A 23,931-nucleotide genomic window follows, 5' to 3' on the forward strand; every position below is an offset into this window, starting at 1 on the left:
TGCCCGGTGTCATTCTCCCACCGGTAAGGGACGAACACACGGCCCGGTCAGTTCGCGGTTCGCACCGTGATCTTTCCGTCTCCGCTCCGGGCGGACACGACGTGCTCGCCGGAGTCGGAGCGGGGCACGGACACGTCGACCCCGCCGTCACCGGACTGCGCGTCGACCCGGTAGGCGGCCTTCGGCAGCTCCACGGTCACGGAGCCGTCGCCGCTGCGGGTCTCCACCCGCTCCGGTACGGCGCCCAGTTCGAGGTGGAGCGAGCCGTCCCCGCTGCGGGCGGTGACCCGGCGGGAGGTGACCTCCGCGCGGATCGAGCCGTCGCCGGTGCGCAGGTCCAGCGGTCCGCTGGAGTCGGTGACGCGCACGGAGCCGTCACCGGAGCTGATGCCGAGCGGCCGGGTGAACCCGCGTGCCCGCACGCTGCCGTCCCGGTTCTCGACCTTCACAGCGATGTCCCGGGGCACCTCTATGCGGTGCTTGGCCGCGCAGTCGGCGACGACACCGCTGCACTTCATCCGCAGCTTCAGCCGGTCGTTCTTCATCGACCAGGTCACCTCCGGGTCCTTGCCGACGGCGACGGTCCCCTGGAACCAGCGGGTCACCTCGATCGAGCCCGGCTTGTTCGAATCGGCGGCGACGATCTCCAGTGCCGAGTCGTCGGAGTCGACGGTGAGGGTGCGGCCCTGGAGGGCGAAGGACTTGTGGTCGGGGGTCTTGTCGTCCCCGGCGGAGGCGCAGGCGGTGGCGCCGGCGACGAGAAGCGCGACGACCCCGGCCGCGGCGGCGGCACGTGCGGGAACGGAACGGACCATGACGATCTCCCCCTGAACTGGCCCTGGGCGGGCGGTCGCGGGCACTCCGCGACCCTGCTTCCGACCCTAGGGACCGGAGTGGTCGAGGGGGATCCGGGCCGCTCCCGGACAAGGGGTGGGGTTTTCCCCCGTATCGACCCTGACCCGCGTGGCCCCGCGGGTAAGGGTTTGCAGGACAGGGTCCGCGGCAAGGTAGGCTGTCGACTCGTCTCGGGTGCGTAGCTCAGGGGTAGAGCGCCTGCCTTACAAGCAGGATGTCGGCGGTTCGAAACCGTCCGCGCCCACATCGGGAGAAGACCCCGGCCGATCACGGCCGGGGTCTTCTCGTGTTCGCCGGGGCTCCTCCCGCGTTCAGTCGCTCTCCCGTGCGCCGGTTTCGTGCGCGTGCTTCAGGCCGGAGCGGGCGTCCACGCGTTCGGACGAGGCCACCTCCGTCCAGAAGCGGTGAGTGGTGACGAAGACCGCGAGTTCGTGTTCGCGCTGCCGGAGCTTCTCCACCTCGGCCTGTTCGTCCGGGGTCCAGCCGGGAGAGGCGGGGCGCTCCACCTTCCGCCAGCCGCTGTCGTCGCTGAAGCCGTCCAGGGGCGCGACCGACCAGGGAAGCCGCTTGAGCAGGGCCGACAGCTCGGCCCGGACCTGATGCAGCTCCTCCTGACCGGCGAGGAGGTCACTCGGAAAGTCATAGGTCGTTGCCACGGCACAATGCTACGCCTGTTCGATTTTGGGTGGCGAGTGTCTTCTGGGGGTTCACGCGAACGGGTGTGCCCCCGGGTGGGAGCCGCTGGTGACGGCGGTAATACGGGCGAGGCGGGGTAAGGGGACGTCCATCAGCCGCTGTTGAGAACGCGATCAGCCCGTGCGCAGAGGGAGCCGAGGATGACCGACGACGCCTACCTGTTCCTGCTCGACGACCCGTCCGTGCCGCTCGGCGTGGCCCCCGCCGAGGTCGGGGAGCTGGCCTGCATGGACACTCCCGCGGTCCGCGCCTGGCTGGACGCGCAGGGCAGCACACCCACCTCGCCGCATCTGCGGCTGCTGCCCCCGGAGGAGAACGCGGCCGTGCCCGAGGACGCGGAACGGCTGCCCGTGCCGCTGAGCGACGAGGAGCTGAGCCGGGTCCGCCATCTGTCGGCACCCGGGGCGCACGCCGACGTCGAGAAGGAACTGCTCGCCTACCGCGACCTCGCGGACGGCCGGGACGACCTCATCGGCCGCGCCCTGGCCGCGGGTGTGCCCCCGCACCGCATCGTCGAACTGACGGGAGTGGACCCGGCTACGGTCACGGCGGCGGCGGGGGGCTGACGGCAGGGGTGGCCCCCCCACGGGTGGTCCCCCCTACGGCTGCCGTCCCTTCATGGGTGCCGCCCCCTCATGGGAGCCGTCCGGGGTCAGTCACCCGGGCCGCCCCCTCACGGGAGCCGTCCGGGGTCAGTCACCCGGGCCGGGGTCCGGGTGGACGGCCGACCCGATGCCGGCCCGGGCCGCCTCCAGCTGGGCGGCGAACGCGATGCCGAGGAAGAGCGCGACCCCGGTCAGATTGGCCCACAGCAGCAGCGCGATGAAGGCCGTGAGCGGCCCGTACACCGCACCGAAGCCACCGCTCTCCTCGACGTACAGCGCGAGCAGCCAGGTGGCCGCGACCCACAGCAGCAGATGGACGGCCGAGCCGAAGGCCAGCCAGGTGTAGCCGGGCTGCACGCGGCGCGGCGACCAGCGGAAGATCACCGCGGACGCCACCCAGGCCAGCGCCAGCCCCACGGGCACGTCCAGCACCCCCCACCAGCGCGGCCCGCCGCCGTCCTCGCCGAGGGTCCGGGCCACCGCGTCGCCCACCGCCTCACCGGCCACGAGCACGACGAAGCCCAGCACCAGAGGGAGCCCGGCGGCGAGCGCGAGCACGATCCCGCGCCCGTACTTGCGCGGGAAGGGCCGGTCGCGCTCGATGCCGTAGATCCGGTTGGCGCCGCGTTCGATCTGGCCCATGGCGGAGGCGAGGTTCAGCAGGGCGAAGCCGAGGCCCAGCCACAGGGCGAGCGTGCTCCAGACGCTGCCGTGCGCGGTGCGCCGGGTCCCCTCGAAGGCCTCCTCGACGATGTCGGAGCTGGCGCCCGGCACGATCCGGCCGAGCGTGAGCTCGATGACCCTGCCCACGCTCTCCGTGTGCACCGAGGTGGCCAGGCCCACCAGCGCCACCGTGCACGGCACCAGTCCGAGCACCACCTGGAAGGCGAGGGCGCGCGCGTTGGTGAAGCCGTCCGCGTAGCGGAACCGTGCGAAGGAGTCGGTGAGCAGCCGCAGCCCCCCGTAGTGGCGCAGGGCGGCGAACGCCTCGTCTCCGGAGAGTTCGTCCCCGATCATGTCCCTGGTCTGCGGGACGTGGACGGCGGTACCCATGGCGCTCCTCGTCGTACGGCGGCTCCCTGTGCGCTTGCCCCGTGAAACGGGCTTGTCAGCGTCGCCCGCCGAACTCCCACGCGTGGACCTCCACGGCCGCGTACCGCTCCCGGGTCAGCACGGCCCGGGCCCGGTCCGGGTCCGCGGCCCGGACCAGGGCCGCGGTGCCCAGCCAGGCGGTCGCGTCGTCGGACAGCAGCGGGCCGTACGCGATCAGGTCCTCCTTGCCGGGCGGTACGGCGAGGTCGGCGGCCTCTCCCGAGCCGAGACCGAGCACCAGGTACCGGTCGTCACCGGTCCGGCCGCCCGGGAAGTCCCACATGGTGCGGCCCAGGAGGTTGCGCCAGCGGCGCAGCAGCACGTCCCGGTAGGCGCCCGCCTGGTAGTTCGGCTCCTCGAAGGCGAACGCCCGCGCGGCGGCGGGATCGGCCAGGTCGACGATGTGCACGCTGCCGGTGAGCGTCTCGCCGTCGGTGGTGAACGTCGGCCCACGGGCGATCAGCTCGGCCTCGTACCCGTCCATGTAGGCCCAGTGCGCTTCCGTCAGCTCCTCCCGCAGGGGCAGGGAGCCGGGCCGGTCACGGTGGTAGCAGAAGAACTCCATGCCCGGCAGCCTCGCCCACTACGGGCGACGGCTCAACGGCATTACGCCTGTCGTGAGTTCGCGAGCTCTGGGGACGGGGGTGCAGCGGGTGCCGTCGTGGCCGGGGCGTTGTCAGACCCGGGCCCTAGTGTGGGGGACATGGTCGGGGTGGCGGCGGAGGTGCGGGTGGAGCGCGTGGAGCAGGTGCGGTTGGTGCCCTGGGCGGAGGGGGACTTCTGGCTGCTGGAGCGGACCAACAGTCCGGAGATGACCGCGCACCTGGGCGGGCCCGAGAGCGAGGAGAAGCTCGTCTCGCGGCATCGGCGGTACGTCGAGCTGTCGGCGGGGCGGATGTACCGCGTCACGCTGGCGGAGGGCGGCGAGACCGTCGGCTCCATCGGGTTCTGGGAGCGGGAGTGGCGGGAGACGTGGGTGTGGGAGACCGGGTGGGGGGTCCTGCCGGAGTTCCAGGGGCGCGGGCTGGCCGCGCAGGCGGCCCGGGCCGTCATCACCGAGGCACGGGCCGCCGGCCGACACCGGTATCTCCACGCGTTCCCGAGCGTGGAGCACCTCGCGTCGAACGGGGTCTGCCGCCGGGCGGGCTTCACGTTGCTGGGACAGGCCGAGTTCGAGTACCCGAAGGGGCACTGGCTGACGTCCAACGACTGGCGGTTCGATCTGGAGAGACTGGAGAGAGGGGAAGAGCCAGGCTGAGTCGGTCAGGGGCGGGTGCGGAGTGCTGTCGGCACAAGTTCCGCCGGCCCTTGAGGATCATGGCATTCGTTCAGGAGCGGGCGGAAGCACCGATCCGTTCCGGGAGGGAGACTGTCGGTATGTGCCGCAGTATCAAGACGCTTCGTCCGCCCGTACTGCCCGAGGAGGCGACGGAGGAGGAGATCCGGGCCGCCGCGCTCCAGTACGTGCGCAAGGTGTCGGGGTTCCGCGCCCCGGCCGCACACAACCAGGAGGTGTTCGACCGCGCCGTCGAGGTGATCGCCGAGGCGACCGCGGAACTGCTGGCCGGCCTGGAGGTCCGCGGCGCCGCCCGACGAGAGGCGGGCTGAGTGCGGCGAGGTGGGGGTGATCCGGGCTCAGCCGGAGCTGGGGCCTGTCGTGCTGTGCCCCCGGACCGTCATCCCTCGCCCTACCCCGCCTCCACCGGCCGGCGGCGCATCACGTAGGCCGCTCCCGCGCCCGCTCCGAACAGTGCTGCCACCGACACTCCCGTGGCCAGCCATGTCGCGCCCAGCCAGTGCGCGCCGAAGTAGCCGAGGGCGACGCTGTACGCGGCCCAGGAGAGACCGGCCAGGGCGGACCAGGGGAGGAAGTCGCGGGCCCGGCGTTGGGCCGTGCCGGCGAGGAGGGAGACCACCGAGCGGCCGGCCGGGGCGAAGCGGGCCAGGACCACCAACGCCCCGCCCCCCGCGGCCAGCGCGTCGCCGAGACGTTCCTGCGCCGTGGTGAGGCGACGGGAGCGGGCGATGGCGCGGTCGAGGCGTTCCCCGCCCCGGAAGGCGAGGCGGTACGCCGCGAGGTCACCGAGGACGGACGCGGTCGTCGCGCAGAGGATCAGGGAGAGGACGTCCGGGACCCGCCCGGTCGCCGCACTGCCCGCGGCCGCCGCGGTCGCCGCCGTGATGACCAGCACCCCGCTCGGCAGCACCGGCAGGAACACGTCGAGGAGCACCGACAGCGCGACCATGGCGTAGATCCATGGACTGCCGGTCAGCGACCCCAGACTCTCCAACACCGCGTCTCCCCGTGATTCCCCCTGGACAGCCATACAGCGTACGCGTGGAGTGTGACAGGAGATTCACGGGGGGCTCACGAGACGCGTGCGACATGTTCACCCGGCTGCCGGGTCCCGGGCAGTCGGCCGCGGCCTCGCGAACACGCCGGTGCCCTCCCCACGGACGCGGGGAGGGCACCTTACGGGATCCGCTCAGACGGCCACCGGTTCGGCGGCCGGCTCGCGTTCCTCCGCCGAGCGCTTGGCGAACAGCCGGTCCAGGCCGAACGCGCCGGACCCGGTGAAAACCAGCAGCAGGAGGGCCCAGCAGAACATCGCCGCGGCCTCACCGCCGTTCTCCATGGGCCACAGGGCGTTCGGCTGGTGGACCTTGAAGTACGCGTACGCCATGGATCCCGCCGCGACGAACGCGGCGACGCGGGTGCCCAGGCCGAGGAGCACCAGGGCTCCGCCGACGAGCTGGATCACGGCCGCGTACCAGCCGGGCCAGGTCCCGGCGTCGAGGGTGCCGCCGGTGCCCGCGGCACCGCCGAGCACGCCGAAGAGCGAGGCGGCGCCATGACAGAGGAAGAGCAGGCCGACGACGATGCGGTACAGGCCGAGGGCGTATGGCTGGGCGCTGTTCAGGCGTCCGGTCATGTGGGGGACTCCTTCGGTCGGGTCGGTCCCACTAGGGGGATCGCCCCAGGGGGATGGGACCGAGTCAGCCATCCACGGTAGGGGCCCCGATTCGATGCTTGCAAGTTCAACATCTGGCCACTGATTCGTCTCAGTTGTCCCAGCCATTTCACTCGCAGCCGCACGTGGGAGGGCTGTGGCCGCCGTATCCGCTTCCGAAAGTGTGTCCGAATGTGCCTCTGGGGCAGGTACGTCAAAAAGTCAACTGCCCTACAGGGCAAGCTTATTGACGAGCAGTCAGATAGTGAGCACTGTCACACGTTCGGAAGTCGGGACGCCTGGTGCCCGCCCGCTCCGGTGAGTTCGGACTCCGACACCGTCAGCAGCCGTACCCGCCCCTGACCCGACTCCCGCGCCTGCTCCAGTCGCAGCCGTGCCGAACGGCCGTTCAGGGTCAGGGTCATGAGCTGGTTGCCGAACCACGGGCCGCCCGTGTGCCGCCAGGACACCGGCGGTTGCTCGCAGCGGCCGTGCCGGGCGAGCCGCCGTCCGAGCGCCCGGGCCGTCGCGCTCCAGCCGAAGCGGAAGCCGAACCGCATGTAGCCGGGGACGGAGTTGTGGACGGGGGAGCAGGTGAGCTGGAGGACCCGCGCGTCCGGACCGCCGGTGTGCCACTTCGGCTCGGCCACGTACGCGTGGTGCACGTCCCCGGAGAGCACCAGCACCGTCGCCGGCGCCTCGGGTCCGGAGCCCACCTCGGCGATCAGGTCCGCCAGCGCGGCGAAAGAGCGCGGGAACGCCGCCCAGTGCTCCAGGTCCGCCTTGCGCCGCAGATTCTCCCCGAACCGGGCCCAGCGCGCCCCGCGCTCCCCCCGGCACAGCGCCGCGTCCCAGGCCTCGGCGTCGTGCACCAGGTGCGGCAGCAGCCAGGGCAGCGAGGTGCCGATCAGGAGATGGTCGTAGGAGGAACGCTCCGCCAGCACCTGCTCCCGCAGCCACTCGGCCTCGCCGGCGTCCAGCATCGAGCGCTTCTCCTCCTCGAGGACCCGGGCCGCGCGGGAGTCGACCATGAGCAGCCGCACCCGGCCGAAGTCGCGCCGGTAGCTCCAGCGCACGGAGGCGGCGTCGGCGTCGGCCCGGCAGGCGAAGGCGCGCAACTCGTCGGTGCCGTCCGGGGACTGCCGTACGGCGGCGTAGAGCGGGTCGGCGGCCAGTTCGGCCGGCGGGAGGTTGCCCAGGTGCTGGTGGACCCAGTACGACATGAGGCCGCTCAGCAGCCGCTCGCGCCACCACGGGAGCGCGCGCATGTCCTCCAGCCAGGCGGCGGAGGTGTTCCAGTCGTCGATGACGTCGTGGTCGTCGAAGATCATGCAGCTGGGGACGGTGGACAGCAGCCAGCGCACCTCGGGGTCGAGCCAGGACTCGTAGTAGAGGTGGGTGTACTCCTCGTAGTCCGCCACCTGGGCGCCCGGCGGGTCGCTCAGGTCGCGGCGGACGGCCAGCCAGCGCTGGGTGGCCTGGGAGGTCTCGTCGGCGTAGACCTGGTCGCCCAGCAGCAGGAGGACGTCCGGGCGTTCGCCGTCAGGGTCTGCGGCGATCCGGGTCGCGAGGGTGTCCAGGGCGTCCGGGCCCACCGGGTCCTTCTCGCCCTCCGGCGGCGCGGCCCAGCGGCAGGAGCCGAAGGCGACCCGGACGGCGGCGTCCTCCGCGGGCGTGTGGATGACCGACGGCGGGAACGGCGAGTCGGGCAGCGGCCACACCCGGGTGCCGTCCAGGAACACCTCGTACGACCGGGTCGTGCCGGGGGTGAAGCCGTCGACCGCGACGAGGGCATAGTGGTGGCCCGCGATCTGGAAGGTGCCGGACGTGCCGGAGGTGCCGTCCGAGCAGCGCACCTCGGCCGTGCACGGACGGCTCGTCTCGACCCACACGGTCGCGGACGAGCCGTCGACGTACCTGAGCAGGGGCCCCAGCCGCAGATCGGTCACGTGATCCTCCTCCGTCGCCCCGTACGGTACGGAACGACGGAGGTCCGCGGGGAGGTTCCGGCGCGGAATCGTCAGCAGTTCGCGAGGTAGTTGGTCAGCGCGGTCTTCTCGGCCGAGTCGACGGAGAGGTCGTAGTAGTACTTCACCTGGACCCAGGCGCGGACGTAGGTGCAGCGGTACGAGGTCAGGGACGGCATCCAGGTGGCCGGGTCCTGGTCGCCCTTGGACTGGTTCACGTTGTCCGTCACCGCGAGGAGCTGCGGGCGGGTGACGTCGTTGGCGAAGGCCTGGCGCTGGGCGGTGGTCCAGGCGCTCGCGCCGGAGTCCCAGGCCTCGGCGAGCGGGACCAGGTGGTCGATGTCCAGGTCGGAGGCGGCGGTCCAGGTGGCCCCGTCGTAGGGGGAGTACCAGCTGCCGCTGGTGGCGGTGCAGGCGGAGTCGGTGACCACGTTCGAGCCGTCGCGCTTGAGGATGTACTCGCGCGTGTTGCAGGTGCCGCTGATGGTGATCCAGGTCGGGAACAGGTCCCGGTTGTAGCCGGTGCGGTTCTCGGTCGCCACGGTGAGCGAGGCGAGGTAGCTGCGGGCGGTGGCCGCGCTGACCGGGGTGGGGAGGGCCGCGGAGGCGGACGGGCCGTTGAGGACCGCGACGGAGGCTATGAGCGCGGTGAGGGCGCCGAGTATGCTGAGCCGTCGACGCGCGTAGAACTTCGACATGCGAACTCCCTGGCGGGGTGGGGGTGTTGAGGCGCGGGCGATCGAATGCTCGGCGCACCGTGTTGCCGGGAGGTGTGCGCCCGGTAAGAAGTTAGTGACGCGTACATGACATGACAAGGTTTACGGTGAAACGATCACGTACGATGGTCGGAGTTGAAGGGGAGTAGCTCTTCGCCGGACCGTCGACATACTGCTCAGCTCGTCTGAGCCGGCGCCCGGAGGCAGGCCCGCTCGCGCGGACCGGCCAGCGAGACCTTCGGCAAGCAGTGCACGCCCGTGCCGTCCCGGCCCGGGCGCCGTGTGCGCTGCCGTGCCGAGGTGTCGTCGTGTGAGGTGCAGCACTCTCGGTGGGGCAGCCCGACCGATTGAGGACCCTTGATCAGCATCACCGTGACGGCCGTCGTGTTCGGCGTCGTCTTCCTGGCCGAGCTGCCCGACAAGACCGCGCTCGCCGGTCTTGTCCTGGGCACGCGCTATCGCGCCTCCTACGTCTTCGCGGGCGTCGCCGCCGCCTTCGCGCTGCATGTCGCGCTCGCCGTCGCGGCCGGCAGCGTGCTGACCCTGCTGCCGCAGCAGATCGTGCAGGCGATCACCGGCGTGCTCTTCCTGGGCGGCGCGGCCGTCCTGCTGCTGAAGAAGGACGACGGCGACGAGGAGATCCGCAAGCCCGAGAACCAGTCCTTCTGGAAGGTCGCCGGGGCCGGGTTCATGCTGATCCTGGTCGCCGAGTTCGGTGATCTGACCCAGATCATGACGGCCAACCTCGCGGCCCGCTACGACGATCCGCTCTCCGTGGGTCTGGGTGCGGTGCTCGCGCTGTGGGCGGTGGCCGGACTCGGGATCGTCGGCGGAAAGGCCCTGATGAGGCGGGTGCCGCTGAAGCTGATCACCAGGATCGCGGCGCTGCTGATGCTGGCCCTCGGCCTGTGGAGCCTGTGGGAGGCCGTGGCCGGCTGAGGCGAACACCGGGTGAACTGTTCCGGGTCGTTCCCGAAGGCGGTGGCGTGAACCCGCTCCGGTTTTGTACCGTGGGAAAACAAAGTGGCTCCCGCCCGTTTTCCCTGACCGGCGGGCGGGGCCGCCTTGTCTCTCTCGTCTGCGCTTGGAGTTGCCGATGACGGCCGCCGCGTCCACCGTGCTCACCGCCCGCGCCCTCCTGCTCGACATGGACGGCACCCTCGTCAACTCCGACGCCGTCGTCGAGCGCATCTGGCGCCGCTGGGCCGCAGAGCACGGACTCGACGGCGACGAGGTCATGAAGGTCGTCCACGGCCGCCAGGGCCACGCCTCGATGGCGCTCCTGCTGCCGGGGCGGCCCGTGGAGCAGAACCTCGCCGACAACGCCCGCCTGCTCGCGGAGGAGACCGCGGACATGGACGGGGTGGTGGCGGTGCCGGGGGCGCCCGAGTTCCTGGCGTCCCTGCGGGGACTGCCGCACGCGCTGGTGACCTCGGCCGACGTGCCGTTGTCCACGGCGCGGATGGCGGCGGCGGGGCTGTCGCTGCCCGAGGTCCGGATCACGGCGGAGTCCGTGGGCGCGAGCAAGCCGGACCCCGAGGGCTTCCTGAAGGGGGCGGCGGAGCTGGGCGTCGCGCCCGCGGACTGTGTCGTCTTCGAGGACTCCGGCGCGGGGATCGCGGCCGGGAAGGCGGCGGGGATGAGGGTGGTCGGGATCGGGGCCCGGGCGGGGGTCCACGGACCTGATGTGACGGTGCCGGATCTTACGCAGGTGAGGGTGGAGGCCCTGGGTGACGGCGGCATGCGGTTGCACGTCGGTTAGGAGCTGCGCTCCGGGACATGCGCGAGCCCATTGCCGCTTCGTGCGGTGGACAGCGGTTGTGTGTGTCTGACGTACGGCGGTCTGCGGTCTGTGTGTCGTTTCGTGCGGCGGTCCGTGGCCTCGCGCGTGACCCCCTGGAGCGGCCTACGGCTCCGTCGTCTCCGACTCCAGCCGGTTCCGCGTCGCCAGGTCGTACACCCCGTACTCCGGCGGCTGGATCCCGCGGGCCCACTGGTAGCGGGTCACCGCGTCCTCGACGACCTCGTCGTACTGGCCGCTCGCCTTCCTCGTGTACAGCCCGAGCTGTGTGAGGCGGAGTTCCAGCTCGACCACCTCGGGGCCCTCCGACCCCCGCCGCAGCTCTGGCGGGGCCGCCTTCCGGGCCGCGTCCGAACCGGCCGCCGAGTCCGTCGCCGTGGCGGAGGCGGTCGGGGCGGCCGTCGGGGACGCCGGCGGGGAAGGGCTCGGCGAAGCGCTGGACACCGACGGGCCCGGCGACGCCGGCGGGCTCGCGCTCGCCGTCCGCGACGGGTGTGCGGCGGGTGGTCGTACGGACTCCGTGGTCGTGGACGGCGAGGCGGGCGCGGGGGTCGTCGTCGCGTCTGGGACGGCCGGCCGTACGTCCCGCGGGGCCGCCTCGTCCCGTGACGGGGACTCGTAGGCGAACAGTCCGCTGGCGAAACCGGCCGCGGCCACCACGGTCACGACCGCTCCGGCCGCGGCGAGCAGGACGGTACGGGGGCGGGGGCGGCGAGGGTGCTCGCGGGTGGGGGCTGCGGGGTTTTCCGTCGCCTGGAAGAGGCTCTGGTCGGTGGGGAGCGCTGTTGTCTCGCCGGGTGCCGGTGCGGGGTCCTGCGCGGTCGGGGGGACTGCCCGTAACGGCATCGTCTGTTCGGTGGCGGGCATCCGGGCTACGGGGGTGGTCTCGTCGGCCAGGTCCACGTACGGGCGTATGCGGAGCGGATCGAAGTCCTCCGCCGCGGCCGCCTCCGCCGTGCGCGTGTCGCGCAACGCGTCCGCCGCGCGCTCGGTGCAGCCGCAGGACGGGGTGCGGTCGGCCCCTCTGGGTGCCCCGCACTCCGGGCACAGATGACCGTTCGACTCCGCCATGTGTTCGTCCCTCCCCCTCGCGAACCCCAGAGATTATGCAGAACCCCTCCACGGGCGGCACACGGAAGCCCCCGGAACGATGGCTTCCAAAAGGACTCGACAGGCCATAAACGGTCACACCGACCACGATGGAGTGGCAACGAGAGCCCCGGGAGGTCTTCATGACGGCGGATGCGCAGGGTATGACGGGAGATGTGCGAGACACAGGTGAAGAACATGTGTCCGGCAACGTCCTCGTCTCCATCGGGGCCCTGCTGCTCGGCATGCTGCTCGCCGCGCTGGACCAGACGATCGTGTCCACCGCGCTGCCCACCATCGTCAGCGACCTCGGCGGGATGGAGCATCTGTCCTGGGTGGTGACGGCGTATCTGCTGGCCTCCACCGCGGCGACCCCGCTGTGGGGCAAGCTCGGGGACCAGTACGGGCGCAAGCGGCTGTTCCAGACCGCGATCGTGATCTTCCTGATCGGCTCGGCGCTGTGCGGCATGGCCCAGGACATGCCCCAGCTCATCGCGTTCCGGGCCCTTCAGGGGCTGGGCGGCGGCGGGTTGATGGTGCTGTCGATGGCGATCGTCGGCGATCTCGTCCCGCCACGCGAACGGGGGCGCTACCAGGGGCTGTTCGGGGCGGTCTTCGGGGCGACGAGTGTCCTCGGGCCGTTGCTGGGCGGCCTGTTCACCGAGCATCTGAGCTGGCGGTGGGTCTTCTACGTCAATCTGCCGGTGGGCGTGGTGGCGTTGGCCGTGATCGCGGTCGTGCTGCGGATTCCGCGCAGGTCGGCGAAGCACGTCATCGACTACCTGGGGACCTTCCTCATCGCCGCCGTCGCCACCTGTCTGGTGCTGGTGGCCTCGCTGGGCGGTACGACGTGGGGCTGGGGCTCGCCGCAGATCGTCGGGCTCGCGGTACTGGGGGTGGCGCTGGCGGTCGCGTTCGTGGCGGTCGAACGGCGGGCCGCGGAGCCGGTGTTGCCGCTGAAGCTGTTCCGGATCCGGACCTTCGCGCTGTCCGCCGTCATCAGCTTCATCGTGGGGTTCGCGATGTTCGGGGCGATGACCTATCTGCCCACCTTCCTCCAGGTGGTGCAGGGGGTCTCGCCGACGATGTCCGGGGTGCACATGCTGCCGATGGTGTTCGGGCTGCTGCTGTCCTCGACGGTCTCCGGGCAGATCGTCAGCCGTACCGGGCGGTGGAAGGTCTTCCCGATCGCGGGGACGGCCGTCACGACGCTGGGGCTGCTGCTTCTGCACCGGCTCGACGAGGGCAGCTCCACGTGGGTGATGAGCCTGTACTTCTGTGTGTTCGGTCTGGGGCTCGGGCTGGTCATGCAGGTGCTGGTGCTGATCGTGCAGAACGCCGTGTCGTACGAGGATCTCGGCGTCGCCACGTCCGGGGCGACCTTCTTCCGGTCGATCGGGGCGTCCTTCGGTGTCGCGATCTTCGGTACGGTCTTCGCGAACCGGCTGGGTGACAAGCTGGCCGAGGCCTTGCGGGGAGTCCAACTGCCGCCCGGTGTCTCGGTGTCGGGGCTGGAGTCCGACTCCCGGGGGCTCGGGGAACTGCCGGCCGCGCTGCGTCCCGCGGCGCTGCACGCGTACGCCTCGTCCATCACCGACGTGTTCCTGTACGCCGCGCCCGTCGCGTTTCTCGGGTTCGTCCTCGCCTGGTTCCTGAAGGAGGACCGGCTGCGGGGGTCGGTCACGGCGCCCGACGTCACCGAGACGCTGGCCAGCAATCCGGTGGAGCGGTCGTCGTACGACGAGGTGTGCCGGGCGCTGTCGCTGCTGGGGACGCGGGAGGGGCGGCGGGATCTGTACCGGAGGATCACGGAGCGGGCCGGGTACGACCTGCTGCCGGCGTCGAGCTGGCTGGTGCTGCGGATGCGGCGGCACGGATGGGTGGAGCCGGCGCTGCTCGCCGATCGGACGCCGGTGCCGTTGGGTGTGATCGTCGAGGCGGCTCGGCAGGTGGAGGAGCGGGGGCTGGCGGAGCGGGAGGGTCCTGATCTCCGGCTCACGGCGGCGGGGCGGGAGGTCGCGGAGCGGTTGGCCGCGGCGCGGGAGGAGTCGTTGGGGGAGTTGCTGGGGGACTGGTGGGGGCCGGATCGGCCGACGGATCTCACGCAGCTGGTGAAGTCCCTGAACGATGAGATGTGCGGGTCGGATCGGGAGCGGCCTGGTGGGGAGGCGGGGGTGCGGTTGTGAGTCTGCGGGTTCGGTGGGGGCGGGCGTTCCCCTCATAACGCAGGTGGGCTGCAACCCCCCAGGGGCGCGGGCAACTGCGCGACCAGCCACGACGGACCCGCACCCACCCCACAACTGAACCCCCCTTCGTTGTACACACATGCGGAGACGGTTTGAACGGGGCGTTCACGGCAACCCGGCAGACATGTCAACAGGCCTGATCATCGCTCTGATCGTGATCGTCGCGGCCGTCCTCATCGTGGCGGCCGTCCTGACCCTGCGAGGCCGGAGCCCGCAGCACGGCCGGGGCCTGAAGCGCCGCTTCGGGCCCGAGTACGACCGCGCCGTGGCCCGGCACGACGGGGACGAGAAGGCCGCCGAGCGCGAACTCGCTGAGCGCGTGGAGCGGCACGGATCCCTGCGCGAGCAGCCCCTCGAACCGGCACAGCGCCAGCGGTACGAAGAGCGCTGGACCGCCGCCCAGGAACGCTTCGTCGACTCCCCTCGGGAGGCCGTCGCCGAGGCCGACCGGCTGCTCGCCGAGCTCGCCAAGGACCGCGGATTCCCGGACGGCGGACAGTACGAGGAGCAGTTCGCCGCGCTGTCCGTGCACCACGCGCACCACGTGCACGGCTACCGGCGGGTGCACACCGTGGCCGGCGCCCGCGTGAACGCCGACCGGGACGGCGACGGGCGGGTGGACACCGAGGAGATGCGCGAGGCCATGGTCGAGGCGCGCGCCCTGTTCGAGGACCTCATCGGGTCGCCGCAGCGCCGCGAGGAGTCCCGCACCACCACGGACGTGCACGCGGGTCAGCCCCGCGACGGTCGTGACGACGGTCGCGGCCAGCACACGTGGGCATTCAACAGGCGTCACGCGAAGGGGAGTTGAGTGACATGACGGATGCCACGAGCAAGCCGGGAGCCGACGGCGCCCGCGGCGAGGGCAGGATCGGCGGCAAGGGCGCGACGAGTGAGTCCACGGGGGCGCACAGCCCCCTCGTGGCGCCCACCGGGACGGAGGCCCCGGACCGCGTCGGGAACGAAGGGCGTCGCGAGGCGGTGCCGGGTGCGGTACCGCCGGCCGTCGGCGACCGGGACGGTGTGCGGGGCGGCGAGGGCGGCCTCAAGCACGACTCTGGTGAGCGAGGGCTAGGGCGGGACTCCGGTGAGCGGGGTCTCGGGAGGGACTCCGGTGAGCGGGATCTTGCGCGGGACTCCGCAGCCGGGGACGTCAAGACGTCCGGGCGCGATGTCCGGCTGCTTCCGCACGAGGAGTCCGACAAGCTCAGCACGCGGCTCCAGCACGCCGTCGCCGGGTTCGTCGACGAACCCCGGTCTGCCGTCGAGGAGGCCGACCACGTGCTGGAGGAGGTCGCCGCGCGGTTCGCCGACGCGGTGAAGGAGCGTCGGCGTACGCTGCGCAACTCCTGGCAGGCCGGTGACGGCGGTCAGGGCAAGGGCGGCGCCGCCGGTGACACCGAGCAACTCCGGCTGGCGCTGCGGGACTACCGTGAGCTGACGGAGCGGCTGCTGCACAGCTGACGTCTCGTCGTACACATGACCGGCCTGTTGCCCGGACCCGGGCGGCGGGCCGGTCTTGCGTTGCCTTGCACCGGACACCGCCATGCCGGGCGATTTATCATGCGGCGGCGGTGGTCCAACGGGGGCGCCGCGCAAGGAACCTTCCAGGAGGAGCGCACGTGCTCGAACTCACCATGGCCGTCGTCACCGCGGCGGAGGAGGGTGCCACTGCCGGGATGCAGATGGCCGAGGCGCCCAGTGACCCGGGCACCGTGCTCCGCGTGGGCCGCGACAAGTCCGTGTGCCGGCTCGTGACGCCCGACGACTGGCTGTTCGTCTCCCGGGTGCACCTGGAGTTCCTGTGCGGACCCGAGGGCGTCTGGCAGGTCACCTGGCTCCAGGGCTCACAGCCCGATCCCTCGTCCGAAGTACAGCTGGTGTCGGGGGCGTACGCCCAGCCGCTGGTCTACGGCGGCTTCGTGACCCTGCCCCGGGGCGGCAACGGCGAGATCGTCATCCGTGACCGCACCGCCCCGCGCAGCGTCAACGTCGGCTTCTACCACGAGGTGTGATCGTCAAAGGGTCACGGCAGGACGCGCGCCAGCGCGAACCCGTCGTAGCCCTTGCTGCCCACCGTCTGGATCGCCGTGCCGCTCAGCCTCGGGTGCCGGCCGATCAGTTCGAGGGCGGTGCGGGTGCCCTGGACGTCGGGGGCTGGGTTGTCGGGATCGGCGATCCGGCCGCCGCGTACGACGTTGTCGACGACGATCAGGCTGCCCGCGCTGGTGAGTTCGAGCGCCCACTCCACGTAGTGCGGGTTGTTGGCCTTGTCGGCGTCGATGAAGACGAGGTCGAAGGGGGGCGGGTGCTCGTCGGCCAGCAAGGGGAGCGAGTCCAGGGCGGCCCCCACGCGGATCTCGACCACCTTGTCGAGGCCCGCTCGGGCGAGGTTGCGGCGCGCGACCTCGGCGTTCCTCGGGTCGTACTCCAGTGAGACCAGGCGGCCGTCGGCGGGCAGGGCGCGGGCCAGCCAGATCGTGCTGTAGCCGCCGAGCGTGCCGAGCTCGAGGACGGTGCGGGCGCCCTGGATCTGGGCCAGGAGCTGGAGGAGCTTGCCCTGCGGCGCTGTGACGGCGATGGACGGGAGCCCGGCGGCCTCGCTGTCGCGCAAGGCCGCCCGGAGCGCGTCGTCCTCCGGGGCGAGGTGGGTGGTGAAGTAGTCGTCGACGTCGTCCCAGAACTGCGACTCGTTCATGCACCTTTGCCTTCCACTAGCCTAGTTAGGTCAGCTAACTAGTTGCGCTAATGAATATAGGCGTGCTCCCGGCTCCTGTCAGGGAATTCAGTGCTGGGGCGGTGAGCCGGGCAGCGGGCGGCCCGCCGACTCCGTCATGAACCACACCGCCACGCCGCCGATCACGGCCGCGGCCATCATGTAGTAGGCGGGCATCATCACGTTCCCGGTCGCGCCGATCAGTGCGGTGACCACCAGCGGGGTCGTGCCGCCGAAGAGGGACACCGAGACGTTGAAGCCGACCGAGAGGGAGCCGTAGCGGACCCGGGTGGGGAAGAGGGCCGGGAGCGCGGCCGGCATCGCCGAGGTGAAGCAGACCAGGAGCAGGCCCAGGGCGCCCATGCCGAGCGCGATCGCGAGCAGGCTGCCCTGGCGGATCAGCAGCAGGGCCGGGACCGAGAGCGCCAGGAAGCCCACGCAGCCCGCGGCGATCACCGGTCGGCGTCCGATCCGGTCGCTCAGGGCGCCGGCGAAGGGCTGGACGACCATCATCAGCGCCATCACGCCGAGGACGACCAGCAGGCCGTGCGTCTCGTCGTACTTGAGCTCGCTGGTCAGGTAGCTCGGCATGTACGACAGCAGCATGTAGTCGGTGACGTTGAAGACCAGGACCAGGCCCACGCAGAGCAGCAGCGTCCGCCACTGACCGGTGATCATCTCGCGCAGCGGGACCTTGGGGCGGTCGGACTTCGCCTTCTCGGCCTCGGCCGCGAACGCCGGGGTCTCCTCCAGGCGCAGTCGAAGGTAGAGGCCGATGGCACCCATCGGACCCGCGATCAGGAACGGGATCCGCCAGCCCCAGGACAGCAGATCCTCGCTGGACAGCAGGGCCGTCATGACGGTGACCAGGCCGGCACCGGCGATGTACCCGGCCAGCGTGCCGAACTCCAGCCAGCTGCCGAGGAAACCGCGCCGCTTGTCGGGGGCGTACTCGGCGATGAAGGTGGAGGCGCCCGCGTACTCGCCGCCGGTCGAGAAGCCCTGGACCAGGCGGGCCGCCAGGAGCAGCAGGGGTGCCGCGACGCCGATGGAGGCGTACGACGGGATCAGGCCGATGGCGAAGGTGCCGGCCGCCATCATGATCATGGTGACCGCGAGGACCTTCTGGCGGCCGACGCGGTCGCCCAGCGGGCCGAAGACCAGTCCGCCGAGCGGACGGACCAGGAAGGCCGCGGCGAAGGCGCCGAACGTCGACAGGAGCTGTGCGGTCGGGTTCCCGGACGGGAAGAACACCTTGCCCAGGGTGACCGCGATGTAGCTGTAGACGCCGAAGTCGAACCACTCCATGGCGTTGCCGAGCGCGGCGGCCTTCACCGCGCGCTTCACGAGCGCGGGGTCGACGGTTACGGCTTCGGAGGGATCCGGGGCGTCCGGGGTGTGGGCCGACGGGGTGATGACTTGAGCACCGGGCAAAACTTCGCTCGCCTGCCTTTCGACGGGGACAAGGGCAAAAAACGACCATAGGTGGACTTGCCGGGCCTACGGAGCGCTCAAGTCCAGTCGCCTTGTGTGAACAAACGTGCTCTATGCAGCTACCCCGCCCTCGGTCGGGGACGCCCCTTCCCGCGGCGCATGTGATCCATCTCGCGCTCCGATCGCGTGGTGACGCTTCCGGCGGACTATCGTCATTCGGACAAAACGAAGCGGACGTCAGGTGAATCCGGAACGCCTGCGTCCTTCTTCACGGACGCATGGCACGAACCGGACGAGAGGCCGAGCGGCGTGACGGATGCGGAGCACAGGGGCCCCACCGAGATCCACGCGCGGCTGCGCGCGGCCAGACTCGCCCTGTGGCTGGTGGCGGCCGTCCTCGCCCTGCGCGAGGTGGCCGTCGTCCTGCGCACCCCCAGAGGCGAGCGGCTGACGGACCTGGAGACCTGGGTCGGCCCGGACGGCGTCCTGCATGTGAAGGGGTCGCTGTACGACTCGACGCAGTTCACCGGTACCCCGTTCGGGGGACTCGTCCTGAAGCCGCTCACCCGCGCCGCCGAACAGGCGCTCGGTTGGGGCTGGACCTTCGGCACCCTGCTCCTGGTCGTCGCCCTCGGTCTCGTCGCCGCCCGAGCGCTGCCCCAGCCGGTCGGCCGCCGCACCTCCCTGCTCGCCGCGCCGGTCGCGATCAGCCTCCTGATGCTGTCGCTGCCCGTGCGCAACACGCTCTACCTCGGGCAGACCAGCATCATCCCGGTCCTGCTGGTCCTCGTCGCCTGCTTCGCCGTCCGGGGCGAGCGGACTGCCGGACTGCTCATCGGGCTCGCCGCCGCCTTCCAGCCCACGGTCCTGCTCTTCGCGGCCCTGCTCCGGTTCACCGGCCGCCGCCGGGGCGCCCTCACCGCGGCCGCGACCTTCGCCGCCGGCACCGCGCTGGCCTGGGCCGTGCTGCCGCACGACTCGTACACCTACTGGGTGCACCACATCGCGGGCACCGGCCTCGGGGGCCCCGCCGACGACCTCGCCAACCAGTCCCTGCACGGCCTGCTGCTGCGCCTGGGCGTGGCCGGACCGCTGGAGATCTCCCTCTTCCTGGCGCTCGGCGCGGCCGTCGCCGTGCTGGGCGTGCGCCGGGCCGTGCGCTACGCCCGCGACGGCCAGCTGCTGCTCGCCGTCGCGATCACCGGCTGCGCGGCGATCGCGGTCTCGCCGACCACCTGGCAGCACCAGCTGCTGTGGGCGCTGCTCGCGGTCGTCGGACGGGTCGGCAAGCGGGCCTCCGACCGGTACGTGTGGCCAGTCGCCGTCGTCGTGGTGATGACACTGCCGACGAAGATGCTGCTGCCGCACATCGCGACGCTGTACCCCCTGCGGGACAACCTGGTGCTGCTGGCCGCGCTCGCCGCCGCCACCGTGATCCCCTTCCTGTCGCGCACCTCGCCGTACTACCGGACACCGATCGCCCCGCAGTACGCCCCTGAGGTGCCCGCCCGGTTCCGGCACGTGCCGCTGCTGCCGTTCCTGCGACGGGTGCTGACGCGGCCGAACCTGCTCCTCGAACTCCTGCTGATCCGGGTCACGTACGCCGCCTACCAGCAGGTCCGGCTCGCGGCGACCGGCGGCAGCAACTCCGCGGGGCGGGCCACCGCCGAGCGGCACGGGCAGCAGATCCTGGATCTGGAGCGCCTGCTGCACATCGACATCGAGCACTGGGCCAACCACGCGGTCGTCAAGGTCGACTGGCTGCGGAACTTCTTCGACCAGTACTACGAGTCCCTCCACTTCGTGGTCCCGCTGACCGTGCTGGCCGTCCTGTACTGGCGGCGCCCGGTGGACTACCGGTGGGCCCGGGCCTCGCTGGGGTTCGCGACGTTGCTGGCCCTCGTCGGGTTCTGGCTCTATCCGCTCGCCCCGCCGCGGCTGATGCCGGCGCTCGGGGTCATCGACACCGTGCACGGCGTGCAGGACTTCTCCAAGCCGGACTACGGGACCCTGACCGCGCTGACCAACCAGTACGCGGCGATGCCCTCGCTGCACTTCGGGTGGGCGCTGTGGTGCGGGGTCGTCATCGCGGTCGTCGCGCCCCGGTGGTGGATGAAGGGACTCGGGCTGCTGCACCCGCTGTTCACCGTCTCGGCGATCGTGGCCACGGGGAACCACTGGGTGCTGGACGCGGTGGGCGGTGCGGCCGTGGTCGCCGGCGGGTTCGGACTGTCGTATCTGTTCCAGGGGCCCCGGGCCCGGACGACGTCGCGAGCGGCCGACGGCTCGCTCGAGCCGTCGGTCCGCAGCGCGGGAACCGGGGTCAGTCCAGGGTGACCTGGAGTTCCTTGACGCCGTTGATCCACGCCGAGCGCAGGCGGCGGGGGTCGCCGGCCGCGCGGAGGCTGGGCATGGCGTCGGCTATCGCGTTGAAGATCAGGTCGATCTCCAGGACCGCCAGGGACTTGCCGAGGCAGTAGTGCGGGCCGCCCCCGCCGAAGCCGAGGTGGGGGTTGGGGTCGCGGGTGATGTCGAAGACGTCCGGGTTCTCGAAGACGTCGGGGTCGTGGTTGGCGGCGGCGTAGAAGATCCCGACCCGGTCGCCCTTCCTGATCTGCTTGCCGCCGAGTTCGGTGTCCTGGGTGGCGGTGCGCTGGAAGGCGTTGACGGGGGTCGCCCAGCGGACGATCTCCTCGGCCGCGGTCGAGGGGCGTTCGGCCTTGTACCGCTCCCACTGGTCGGGGTGGGTGAGGAAGGCGTGCATGCCGTGGGTGATGGCGTTGCGGGTCGTCTCGTTGCCCGCGACCGCCAGCATCAGCACGAAAAAGCCGAACTCGTCGGAGTTCAGGCTTCCTTCGTCCTCCGCCGACACCAGCCTCGTGACGATGTCCTGGGCCGGGCACTGCTTGCGGTCGGCCGCCATGTTCATCGCGTAGGCGATGAGCTCCATGGCCGACTCCTGGCCGACCTCCTCGGTGATCGCGTACTCCGGATCGTCGTACGAGATCATCTTGTTGGACCAGTCGAAGATCTTCGCCCGGTCGTCCTGCGGGATGCCGATGAGCTCGGCGATGGCCTGGAGGGGCAGTTCGCAGGCGACCTGGGTGACGAAGTCGAAGGAGTCGCCGGGCAGGGTGCGGGCGGTCTCGACGATCGCGAGGGCGCGGTCGCGCAGGCGTTGCTCCAGGGCGCGGATGGCCCGGGGCGTGAAGACCCGCTGGACGATCCCGCGGACCCGGGTGTGTTCCGGCGGGTCCATGTTCAGCAGGATCAGGCGCTGGGCGTCGATCGCGTCCCGCTGGATGTGCTCGTTGAAGCGGATGATCGCCGTGTTGAGGTACGACGAGAAGATCTCGGGGTGGGTGGAGACGTACTTGACGTCCGCGTGCCGGGTGACCGCCCAGTACCCCCCGTCCTGGAAGCCGGCGATGTTGCCCGACTGGGGGATCCAGCGCACCGGTTCGGCCCGGCGCAGTTCGGCGAACTCCGGCAGCGGTACGCGGCTTTGCAGCAGGTCGGGGTCGGTGAAGTCGAACCCGTCGGGAAGCGCTGGACACTGCATCGGCAACTCACTCCAGCTGTTCGACAGCTTTCTGACGGCCCATCAGGAACAGAGCTGCCGTGAAGGTAGTAACGGGTTCTACAAGAGGCAAGAGGTGCGGAGTCCCCAATTGCCTGCAAGACCCTTGCGGTGGTGGCCGGATCGTCCGCAGACTGCAAGCAGTGCGCTAACTAGAACACGTACTAGTTCCAGGGATCCGTTCGGAGGAGAGGACCCGCACCCATGGCCGCCGAACCCGTGATCGTCGAAGCCGTCCGCACTCCCATCGGCAGGCGCGGCGGCGCGCTCGCCAATCTGCATCCCGCGTATCTGCTGGGCGAGACCTACCGTGAACTCCTCGGCCGCACCGGCATCCCCGCCGACGCGGTCGAACAGATCGTCGGCGGTACGGTCACGCATGCCGGCGAGCAGTCGATGAACCCCGCGCGCACGGCCTGGCTGACGGTCGGGCTGCCCTACGAGACGGCGGCGACGACGGTCGACTGCCAGTGCGGGTCCTCGCAGCAGGCCTCCCACATGGTCGCCAACATGGTCGCCGCCGGGGTCATCGACGTCGGGATCAGCTGCGGGGTCGAGGCGATGTCCCGGGTGCCGCTGGGCTCGGGCTCCAAGCACGGGCCGGGCAAGCCGTTCCCCGACGAGTGGAACGTGGACCTGCCCAACCAGTTCGAGGCGGCCGAACGCATCGCCCGGCACCGGGGGCTGACCCGCGAGAACGTCGACTCGCTCGGTCTGATCTCCCAGGAGCGGGCGGCCGTCGCCTGGTCCGAGGAGCGCTTCAAGCGGGAGACGTTCGCGGTCCAGGTGCCGACCACCGAGGACGAGCAGCGGGCCGGGCAGGGCATGTGGCGGCTGGTCGACCGGGACGAGGGGCTGCGGGACACCTCCATGGAGGCGCTGGCGGGCCTGAAGCCGGTGATGCCCACGGCGATCCACACGGCGGGCAACTCCTCGCAGATCAGCGACGGGGCCGCGGCGATCATGTGGGCGTCCAAGCGGATGGCGCGGGCGCTGAAGCTGAAGCCGAGGGCGCGGATCGTGGCGCAGGCGCTGGTCGGGGCCGACCCCCACTTCCACCTGGACGGCCCGATCGACGCGACCCGCGCGGTCCTCGGCAAGGCGGGCATGTCCCTGAAGGACATCGACCTCGTCGAGATCAACGAGGCTTTCGCGTCGGTGGTGCTGAGCTGGGCCCAGGTCTTCGAACAGGACCTGGAGAAGGTCAACGTCAACGGTGGCGCGATCGCGCTCGGGCACCCGGTGGGGGCGACGGGGGCGCGGCTCATCACCACGGCGCTCCATGAACTGGAGCGCGCGGACAAGGAGTTCGCGTTGATCACGATGTGTGCGGGCGGGGGCCTGGCGACCGGCACGATCATTCAAAGGCTGTAGACAGGGTTGATGCGCACTGGTCAACTTTGCGGATGCTGGTCAACGTCATCCTCCGTGCTTTGCCCTTCTACGTCCGCGAACCGATCATGATCGGGATCTGCCTCTTCTTCGCCGGGCTGGGCCTGTACTGGTTCGTCACGGCCGGAGGCCTGGGCAGGGTCGGCTTCGGCCTGCTGTTCCTGGCGATCGCGGCCCTGCGCGGCTACTTCTTCCGCAAGGAGTGGCGAACCCACCGGGCGGCGAAGGAAGCGGGTGTCGCCGCCCAGGCGTAGGGCCCCGTCCGCCGCCCGGGCGGAGCCGCACCGATGAGTTTGCGCCCTCCTCGCGGTCCTGACTGCGAGGAGGTGGTCGTGATGGGCGCGACGGCGGAGCGGGAAGCTCTGGAACGGCTGCGGGTCCTGGTCGGGGAATGGATGGTCGAAGCCGAGTTCCCCGGCCAGGAGGCCGCCGCCGGGCGGTGTGTGTTCGAGTGGGAGGTCGGAGGACGGTTCCTGGTGCAGCGGATGCGGGCGCCGGAGCCCGCGCCCGAGAGCATGGCGATCGTGTCGGTCGAGCCGGGCACGGGGGCGTACACGCAGCACTACTTCGACTCGCGGGGTGTCGTGCGCGTGTACGCGATGACCTTCGACGGTGCGGTGTGGCAGCTGCTGCGCGAGGAGGCGGACTTCACGCCGCTCTCCTTCCGGCAGCGGTTCACCGGGCGGCTCAGCGCGGACGGCGACAGCATCCACGGCGTGTGGGAGCGGTCGAAGGCCGCCTCGGCGGAGTGGGAGACGGACTTCGGGCTGACGTACCGAAGGAGCCGCTGA

At 71.2% G+C, this 23,931-nt stretch carries 25 protein-coding genes and 1 tRNA gene; 14 read left to right on the forward strand and 12 right to left on the reverse strand.

Annotation, left to right across the window (positions count from 1 at the left end; genetic code table 11):
- Positions 1 to 47 precede the first annotated feature (47 nt).
- Entirely contained in the window at positions 48 to 815 is a 768-nt protein-coding gene (locus IF54_RS0133040) for a DUF4097 family beta strand repeat-containing protein (RefSeq protein WP_030325549.1), read from the reverse strand.
- Between the two features lie 212 nt (positions 816 to 1,027).
- On the opposite strand from IF54_RS0133040, the gene IF54_RS0133045 reads away from it, so the two are divergent.
- A tRNA-Val gene (locus IF54_RS0133045) sits at positions 1,028 to 1,099 on the forward strand.
- A gap of 67 nt (positions 1,100 to 1,166) precedes the next feature.
- Here IF54_RS0133045 and IF54_RS0133050 read toward each other — a convergent pair.
- Positions 1,167 to 1,511, reverse strand: a complete 345-nt coding sequence (locus tag IF54_RS0133050; protein WP_030325551.1) for a hypothetical protein — start codon at positions 1,509 to 1,511, stop codon at positions 1,167 to 1,169.
- A gap of 180 nt (positions 1,512 to 1,691) precedes the next feature.
- Here IF54_RS0133050 and IF54_RS0133055 point away from each other — a divergent pair, with 180 nt between their 5' ends.
- A complete protein-coding gene (locus tag IF54_RS0133055) occupies positions 1,692 to 2,117 on the forward strand; it encodes a DUF6003 family protein (RefSeq protein WP_030325553.1) in 426 nt (141 codons plus the stop codon).
- A 126-nt stretch (positions 2,118 to 2,243) separates the two neighbouring features.
- On the opposite strand, the gene IF54_RS0133060 is transcribed toward IF54_RS0133055, so the two are convergent.
- Both IF54_RS0133060 and IF54_RS0133065 read right to left on the reverse strand, forming a co-directional pair.
- Positions 2,244 to 3,209: a YihY/virulence factor BrkB family protein gene (locus IF54_RS0133060; protein WP_030325555.1), complete on the reverse strand. Its 966-nt coding sequence runs from the start codon at positions 3,207 to 3,209 to the stop codon at positions 2,244 to 2,246.
- A 55-nt stretch (positions 3,210 to 3,264) separates the two neighbouring features.
- Positions 3,265 to 3,813 (reverse strand): YciI family protein, encoded by a 549-nt coding sequence (locus tag IF54_RS0133065; protein ID WP_030325557.1) that lies wholly within the window; start codon positions 3,811 to 3,813, stop codon positions 3,265 to 3,267.
- A gap of 138 nt (positions 3,814 to 3,951) precedes the next feature.
- On the opposite strand from IF54_RS0133065, the gene IF54_RS0133070 reads away from it, so the two are divergent.
- On the forward strand, positions 3,952 to 4,506 hold the full coding sequence (locus IF54_RS0133070; protein WP_051735627.1) for a GNAT family N-acetyltransferase: 555 nt from the start codon (positions 3,952 to 3,954) through the stop codon (positions 4,504 to 4,506).
- A 119-nt stretch (positions 4,507 to 4,625) separates the two neighbouring features.
- Positions 4,626 to 4,856: a DUF2277 domain-containing protein gene (locus IF54_RS0133075; RefSeq protein WP_030325559.1), complete on the forward strand. Its 231-nt coding sequence runs from the start codon at positions 4,626 to 4,628 to the stop codon at positions 4,854 to 4,856.
- Between the two features lie 80 nt (positions 4,857 to 4,936).
- Here IF54_RS0133075 and IF54_RS0133080 read toward each other — a convergent pair whose 3' ends face one another.
- The 4 genes from IF54_RS0133080 to IF54_RS0133095 form a co-directional block, all read right to left on the reverse strand.
- Positions 4,937 to 5,494 (reverse strand): DedA family protein, encoded by a 558-nt coding sequence (locus IF54_RS0133080; RefSeq protein WP_020136485.1) that lies wholly within the window; start codon positions 5,492 to 5,494, stop codon positions 4,937 to 4,939.
- Positions 5,495 to 5,734: 240 nt separating this feature from the next.
- Positions 5,735 to 6,181 (reverse strand): DoxX family protein, encoded by a 447-nt coding sequence (locus tag IF54_RS0133085; protein ID WP_030325561.1) that lies wholly within the window; start codon positions 6,179 to 6,181, stop codon positions 5,735 to 5,737.
- Between the two features lie 293 nt (positions 6,182 to 6,474).
- Positions 6,475 to 8,148: an alkaline phosphatase D family protein gene (locus IF54_RS0133090; RefSeq protein WP_030325562.1), complete on the reverse strand. Its 1,674-nt coding sequence runs from the start codon at positions 8,146 to 8,148 to the stop codon at positions 6,475 to 6,477.
- A gap of 71 nt (positions 8,149 to 8,219) precedes the next feature.
- Positions 8,220 to 8,864 (reverse strand): HNH endonuclease family protein, encoded by a 645-nt coding sequence (locus tag IF54_RS0133095; RefSeq protein WP_030325564.1) that lies wholly within the window; start codon positions 8,862 to 8,864, stop codon positions 8,220 to 8,222.
- A gap of 375 nt (positions 8,865 to 9,239) precedes the next feature.
- Between IF54_RS0133095 and IF54_RS0133100 the strand changes: the two genes are divergently transcribed.
- Both IF54_RS0133100 and IF54_RS0133105 read left to right on the forward strand, forming a co-directional pair.
- On the forward strand, positions 9,240 to 9,821 hold the full coding sequence (locus IF54_RS0133100; RefSeq protein ID WP_020136489.1) for a TMEM165/GDT1 family protein: 582 nt from the start codon (positions 9,240 to 9,242) through the stop codon (positions 9,819 to 9,821).
- Positions 9,822 to 9,978: 157 nt separating this feature from the next.
- Entirely contained in the window at positions 9,979 to 10,644 is a 666-nt protein-coding gene (locus IF54_RS0133105) for an HAD-IA family hydrolase (RefSeq protein ID WP_030325566.1), read from the forward strand.
- Positions 10,645 to 10,788: 144 nt separating this feature from the next.
- Here IF54_RS0133105 and IF54_RS0133110 read toward each other — a convergent pair whose 3' ends face one another.
- On the reverse strand, positions 10,789 to 11,754 hold the full coding sequence (locus IF54_RS0133110; RefSeq protein ID WP_030325567.1) for a peptidoglycan-binding domain-containing protein: 966 nt from the start codon (positions 11,752 to 11,754) through the stop codon (positions 10,789 to 10,791).
- 161 nt (positions 11,755 to 11,915) lie between these two features.
- Between IF54_RS0133110 and IF54_RS0133115 the strand changes: the two genes are divergently transcribed.
- From IF54_RS0133115 to IF54_RS0133130, 4 genes are all read left to right on the forward strand, one after another.
- Positions 11,916 to 13,958 carry an MFS transporter gene (locus IF54_RS0133115; RefSeq protein ID WP_030325569.1) on the forward strand — a complete coding sequence of 681 codons (2,043 nt, stop codon included), beginning with the start codon at positions 11,916 to 11,918 and terminating at the stop codon, positions 13,956 to 13,958.
- 184 nt (positions 13,959 to 14,142) lie between these two features.
- Positions 14,143 to 14,829: an EF-hand domain-containing protein gene (locus tag IF54_RS0133120; protein WP_030325571.1), complete on the forward strand. Its 687-nt coding sequence runs from the start codon at positions 14,143 to 14,145 to the stop codon at positions 14,827 to 14,829.
- 5 nt (positions 14,830 to 14,834) lie between these two features.
- Positions 14,835 to 15,482, forward strand: a complete 648-nt coding sequence (locus IF54_RS0133125) for a hypothetical protein (protein WP_030325573.1) — start codon at positions 14,835 to 14,837, stop codon at positions 15,480 to 15,482.
- 158 nt (positions 15,483 to 15,640) lie between these two features.
- Positions 15,641 to 16,033, forward strand: coding sequence for an FHA domain-containing protein (locus tag IF54_RS0133130; protein WP_030325576.1), 393 nt, complete (start codon positions 15,641 to 15,643; stop codon positions 16,031 to 16,033).
- 11 nt (positions 16,034 to 16,044) lie between these two features.
- Here IF54_RS0133130 and IF54_RS0133135 read toward each other — a convergent pair whose 3' ends face one another.
- Positions 16,045 to 16,716 (reverse strand): O-methyltransferase, encoded by a 672-nt coding sequence (locus IF54_RS0133135; protein ID WP_030325578.1) that lies wholly within the window; start codon positions 16,714 to 16,716, stop codon positions 16,045 to 16,047.
- 87 nt (positions 16,717 to 16,803) lie between these two features.
- The gene (proP, locus tag IF54_RS0133140; RefSeq protein WP_030325580.1) at positions 16,804 to 18,168 is read right to left on the reverse strand and encodes a glycine betaine/L-proline transporter ProP; all 1,365 of its coding nucleotides are present in this window, start codon (positions 18,166 to 18,168) and stop codon (positions 16,804 to 16,806) included.
- 309 nt (positions 18,169 to 18,477) lie between these two features.
- Here proP and IF54_RS0133145 point away from each other — a divergent pair, with 309 nt between their 5' ends.
- Complete coding sequence (locus IF54_RS0133145; RefSeq protein ID WP_030325582.1) at positions 18,478 to 20,505, forward strand: bifunctional glycosyltransferase 87/phosphatase PAP2 family protein; 2,028 nt, start codon at positions 18,478 to 18,480, stop codon at positions 20,503 to 20,505.
- On the opposite strand, the gene IF54_RS0133150 is transcribed toward IF54_RS0133145, so the two are convergent.
- Complete coding sequence (locus IF54_RS0133150; protein ID WP_030325583.1) at positions 20,492 to 21,730, reverse strand: cytochrome P450; 1,239 nt, start codon at positions 21,728 to 21,730, stop codon at positions 20,492 to 20,494. The genes IF54_RS0133145 and IF54_RS0133150 overlap by 14 nt on opposite strands.
- Positions 21,731 to 21,952: 222 nt before the next feature.
- Here IF54_RS0133150 and IF54_RS0133155 point away from each other — a divergent pair, with 222 nt between their 5' ends.
- The 3 genes from IF54_RS0133155 (at position 21,953) to IF54_RS0133165 (ending at position 23,931) form a co-directional block, all read left to right on the forward strand.
- Entirely contained in the window at positions 21,953 to 23,122 is a 1,170-nt protein-coding gene (locus IF54_RS0133155) for a steroid 3-ketoacyl-CoA thiolase (RefSeq protein ID WP_030325585.1), read from the forward strand.
- A gap of 32 nt (positions 23,123 to 23,154) precedes the next feature.
- On the forward strand, positions 23,155 to 23,394 hold the full coding sequence (locus IF54_RS0133160) for a hypothetical protein (RefSeq protein WP_030325587.1): 240 nt from the start codon (positions 23,155 to 23,157) through the stop codon (positions 23,392 to 23,394).
- Positions 23,395 to 23,475: 81 nt separating this feature from the next.
- Positions 23,476 to 23,931 carry a hypothetical protein gene (locus IF54_RS0133165; RefSeq protein ID WP_030325589.1) on the forward strand — a complete coding sequence of 152 codons (456 nt, stop codon included), beginning with the start codon at positions 23,476 to 23,478 and terminating at the stop codon, positions 23,929 to 23,931.

The sequence above is a fragment of the Streptomyces sp. NRRL B-3229 genome (assembly GCF_000719505.1).
In the GTDB taxonomy this organism is placed as follows: Bacteria; Actinomycetota; Actinomycetes; order Streptomycetales; family Streptomycetaceae; genus Streptomyces; species Streptomyces griseorubiginosus.

Excerpts from the sequence above, each read along its gene's own strand:
- IF54_RS0133105 (WP_030325566.1), top strand. The coding sequence starts at position 9,979 with ATGACGGCCGCCGCGTCCACCGTGCTCACCGCCCGCGCCCTCCTGCTC.
- IF54_RS0133165 (WP_030325589.1), top strand. The coding sequence starts at position 23,476 with ATGGGCGCGACGGCGGAGCGGGAAGCTCTGGAACGGCTGCGGGTCCTG.
- IF54_RS0133070 (WP_051735627.1), top strand. The coding sequence starts at position 3,952 with ATGGTCGGGGTGGCGGCGGAGGTGCGGGTGGAGCGCGTGGAGCAGGTG.
- IF54_RS0133160 (WP_030325587.1), top strand. The coding sequence starts at position 23,155 with ATGCTGGTCAACGTCATCCTCCGTGCTTTGCCCTTCTACGTCCGCGAA.
- IF54_RS0133120 (WP_030325571.1), top strand. The coding sequence starts at position 14,143 with ATGTCAACAGGCCTGATCATCGCTCTGATCGTGATCGTCGCGGCCGTC.
- IF54_RS0133155 (WP_030325585.1), top strand. The coding sequence starts at position 21,953 with ATGGCCGCCGAACCCGTGATCGTCGAAGCCGTCCGCACTCCCATCGGC.
- IF54_RS0133085 (WP_030325561.1), bottom strand. The coding sequence starts at position 6,181 with ATGACCGGACGCCTGAACAGCGCCCAGCCATACGCCCTCGGCCTGTAC.
- IF54_RS0133095 (WP_030325564.1), bottom strand. The coding sequence starts at position 8,864 with ATGTCGAAGTTCTACGCGCGTCGACGGCTCAGCATACTCGGCGCCCTC.
- IF54_RS0133055 (WP_030325553.1), top strand. The coding sequence starts at position 1,692 with ATGACCGACGACGCCTACCTGTTCCTGCTCGACGACCCGTCCGTGCCG.
- IF54_RS0133115 (WP_030325569.1), top strand. The coding sequence starts at position 11,916 with ATGACGGCGGATGCGCAGGGTATGACGGGAGATGTGCGAGACACAGGT.
- IF54_RS0133075 (WP_030325559.1), top strand. The coding sequence starts at position 4,626 with ATGTGCCGCAGTATCAAGACGCTTCGTCCGCCCGTACTGCCCGAGGAG.
- IF54_RS0133065 (WP_030325557.1), bottom strand. The coding sequence starts at position 3,813 with ATGGAGTTCTTCTGCTACCACCGTGACCGGCCCGGCTCCCTGCCCCTG.
- IF54_RS0133135 (WP_030325578.1), bottom strand. The coding sequence starts at position 16,716 with ATGAACGAGTCGCAGTTCTGGGACGACGTCGACGACTACTTCACCACC.
- IF54_RS0133150 (WP_030325583.1), bottom strand. The coding sequence starts at position 21,730 with ATGCAGTGTCCAGCGCTTCCCGACGGGTTCGACTTCACCGACCCCGAC.
- IF54_RS0133110 (WP_030325567.1), bottom strand. The coding sequence starts at position 11,754 with ATGGCGGAGTCGAACGGTCATCTGTGCCCGGAGTGCGGGGCACCCAGA.
- IF54_RS0133060 (WP_030325555.1), bottom strand. The coding sequence starts at position 3,209 with ATGGGTACCGCCGTCCACGTCCCGCAGACCAGGGACATGATCGGGGAC.
- IF54_RS0133080 (WP_020136485.1), bottom strand. The coding sequence starts at position 5,494 with ATGGTCGCGCTGTCGGTGCTCCTCGACGTGTTCCTGCCGGTGCTGCCG.
- IF54_RS0133125 (WP_030325573.1), top strand. The coding sequence starts at position 14,835 with ATGACGGATGCCACGAGCAAGCCGGGAGCCGACGGCGCCCGCGGCGAG.
- IF54_RS0133040 (WP_030325549.1), bottom strand. The coding sequence starts at position 815 with ATGGTCCGTTCCGTTCCCGCACGTGCCGCCGCCGCGGCCGGGGTCGTC.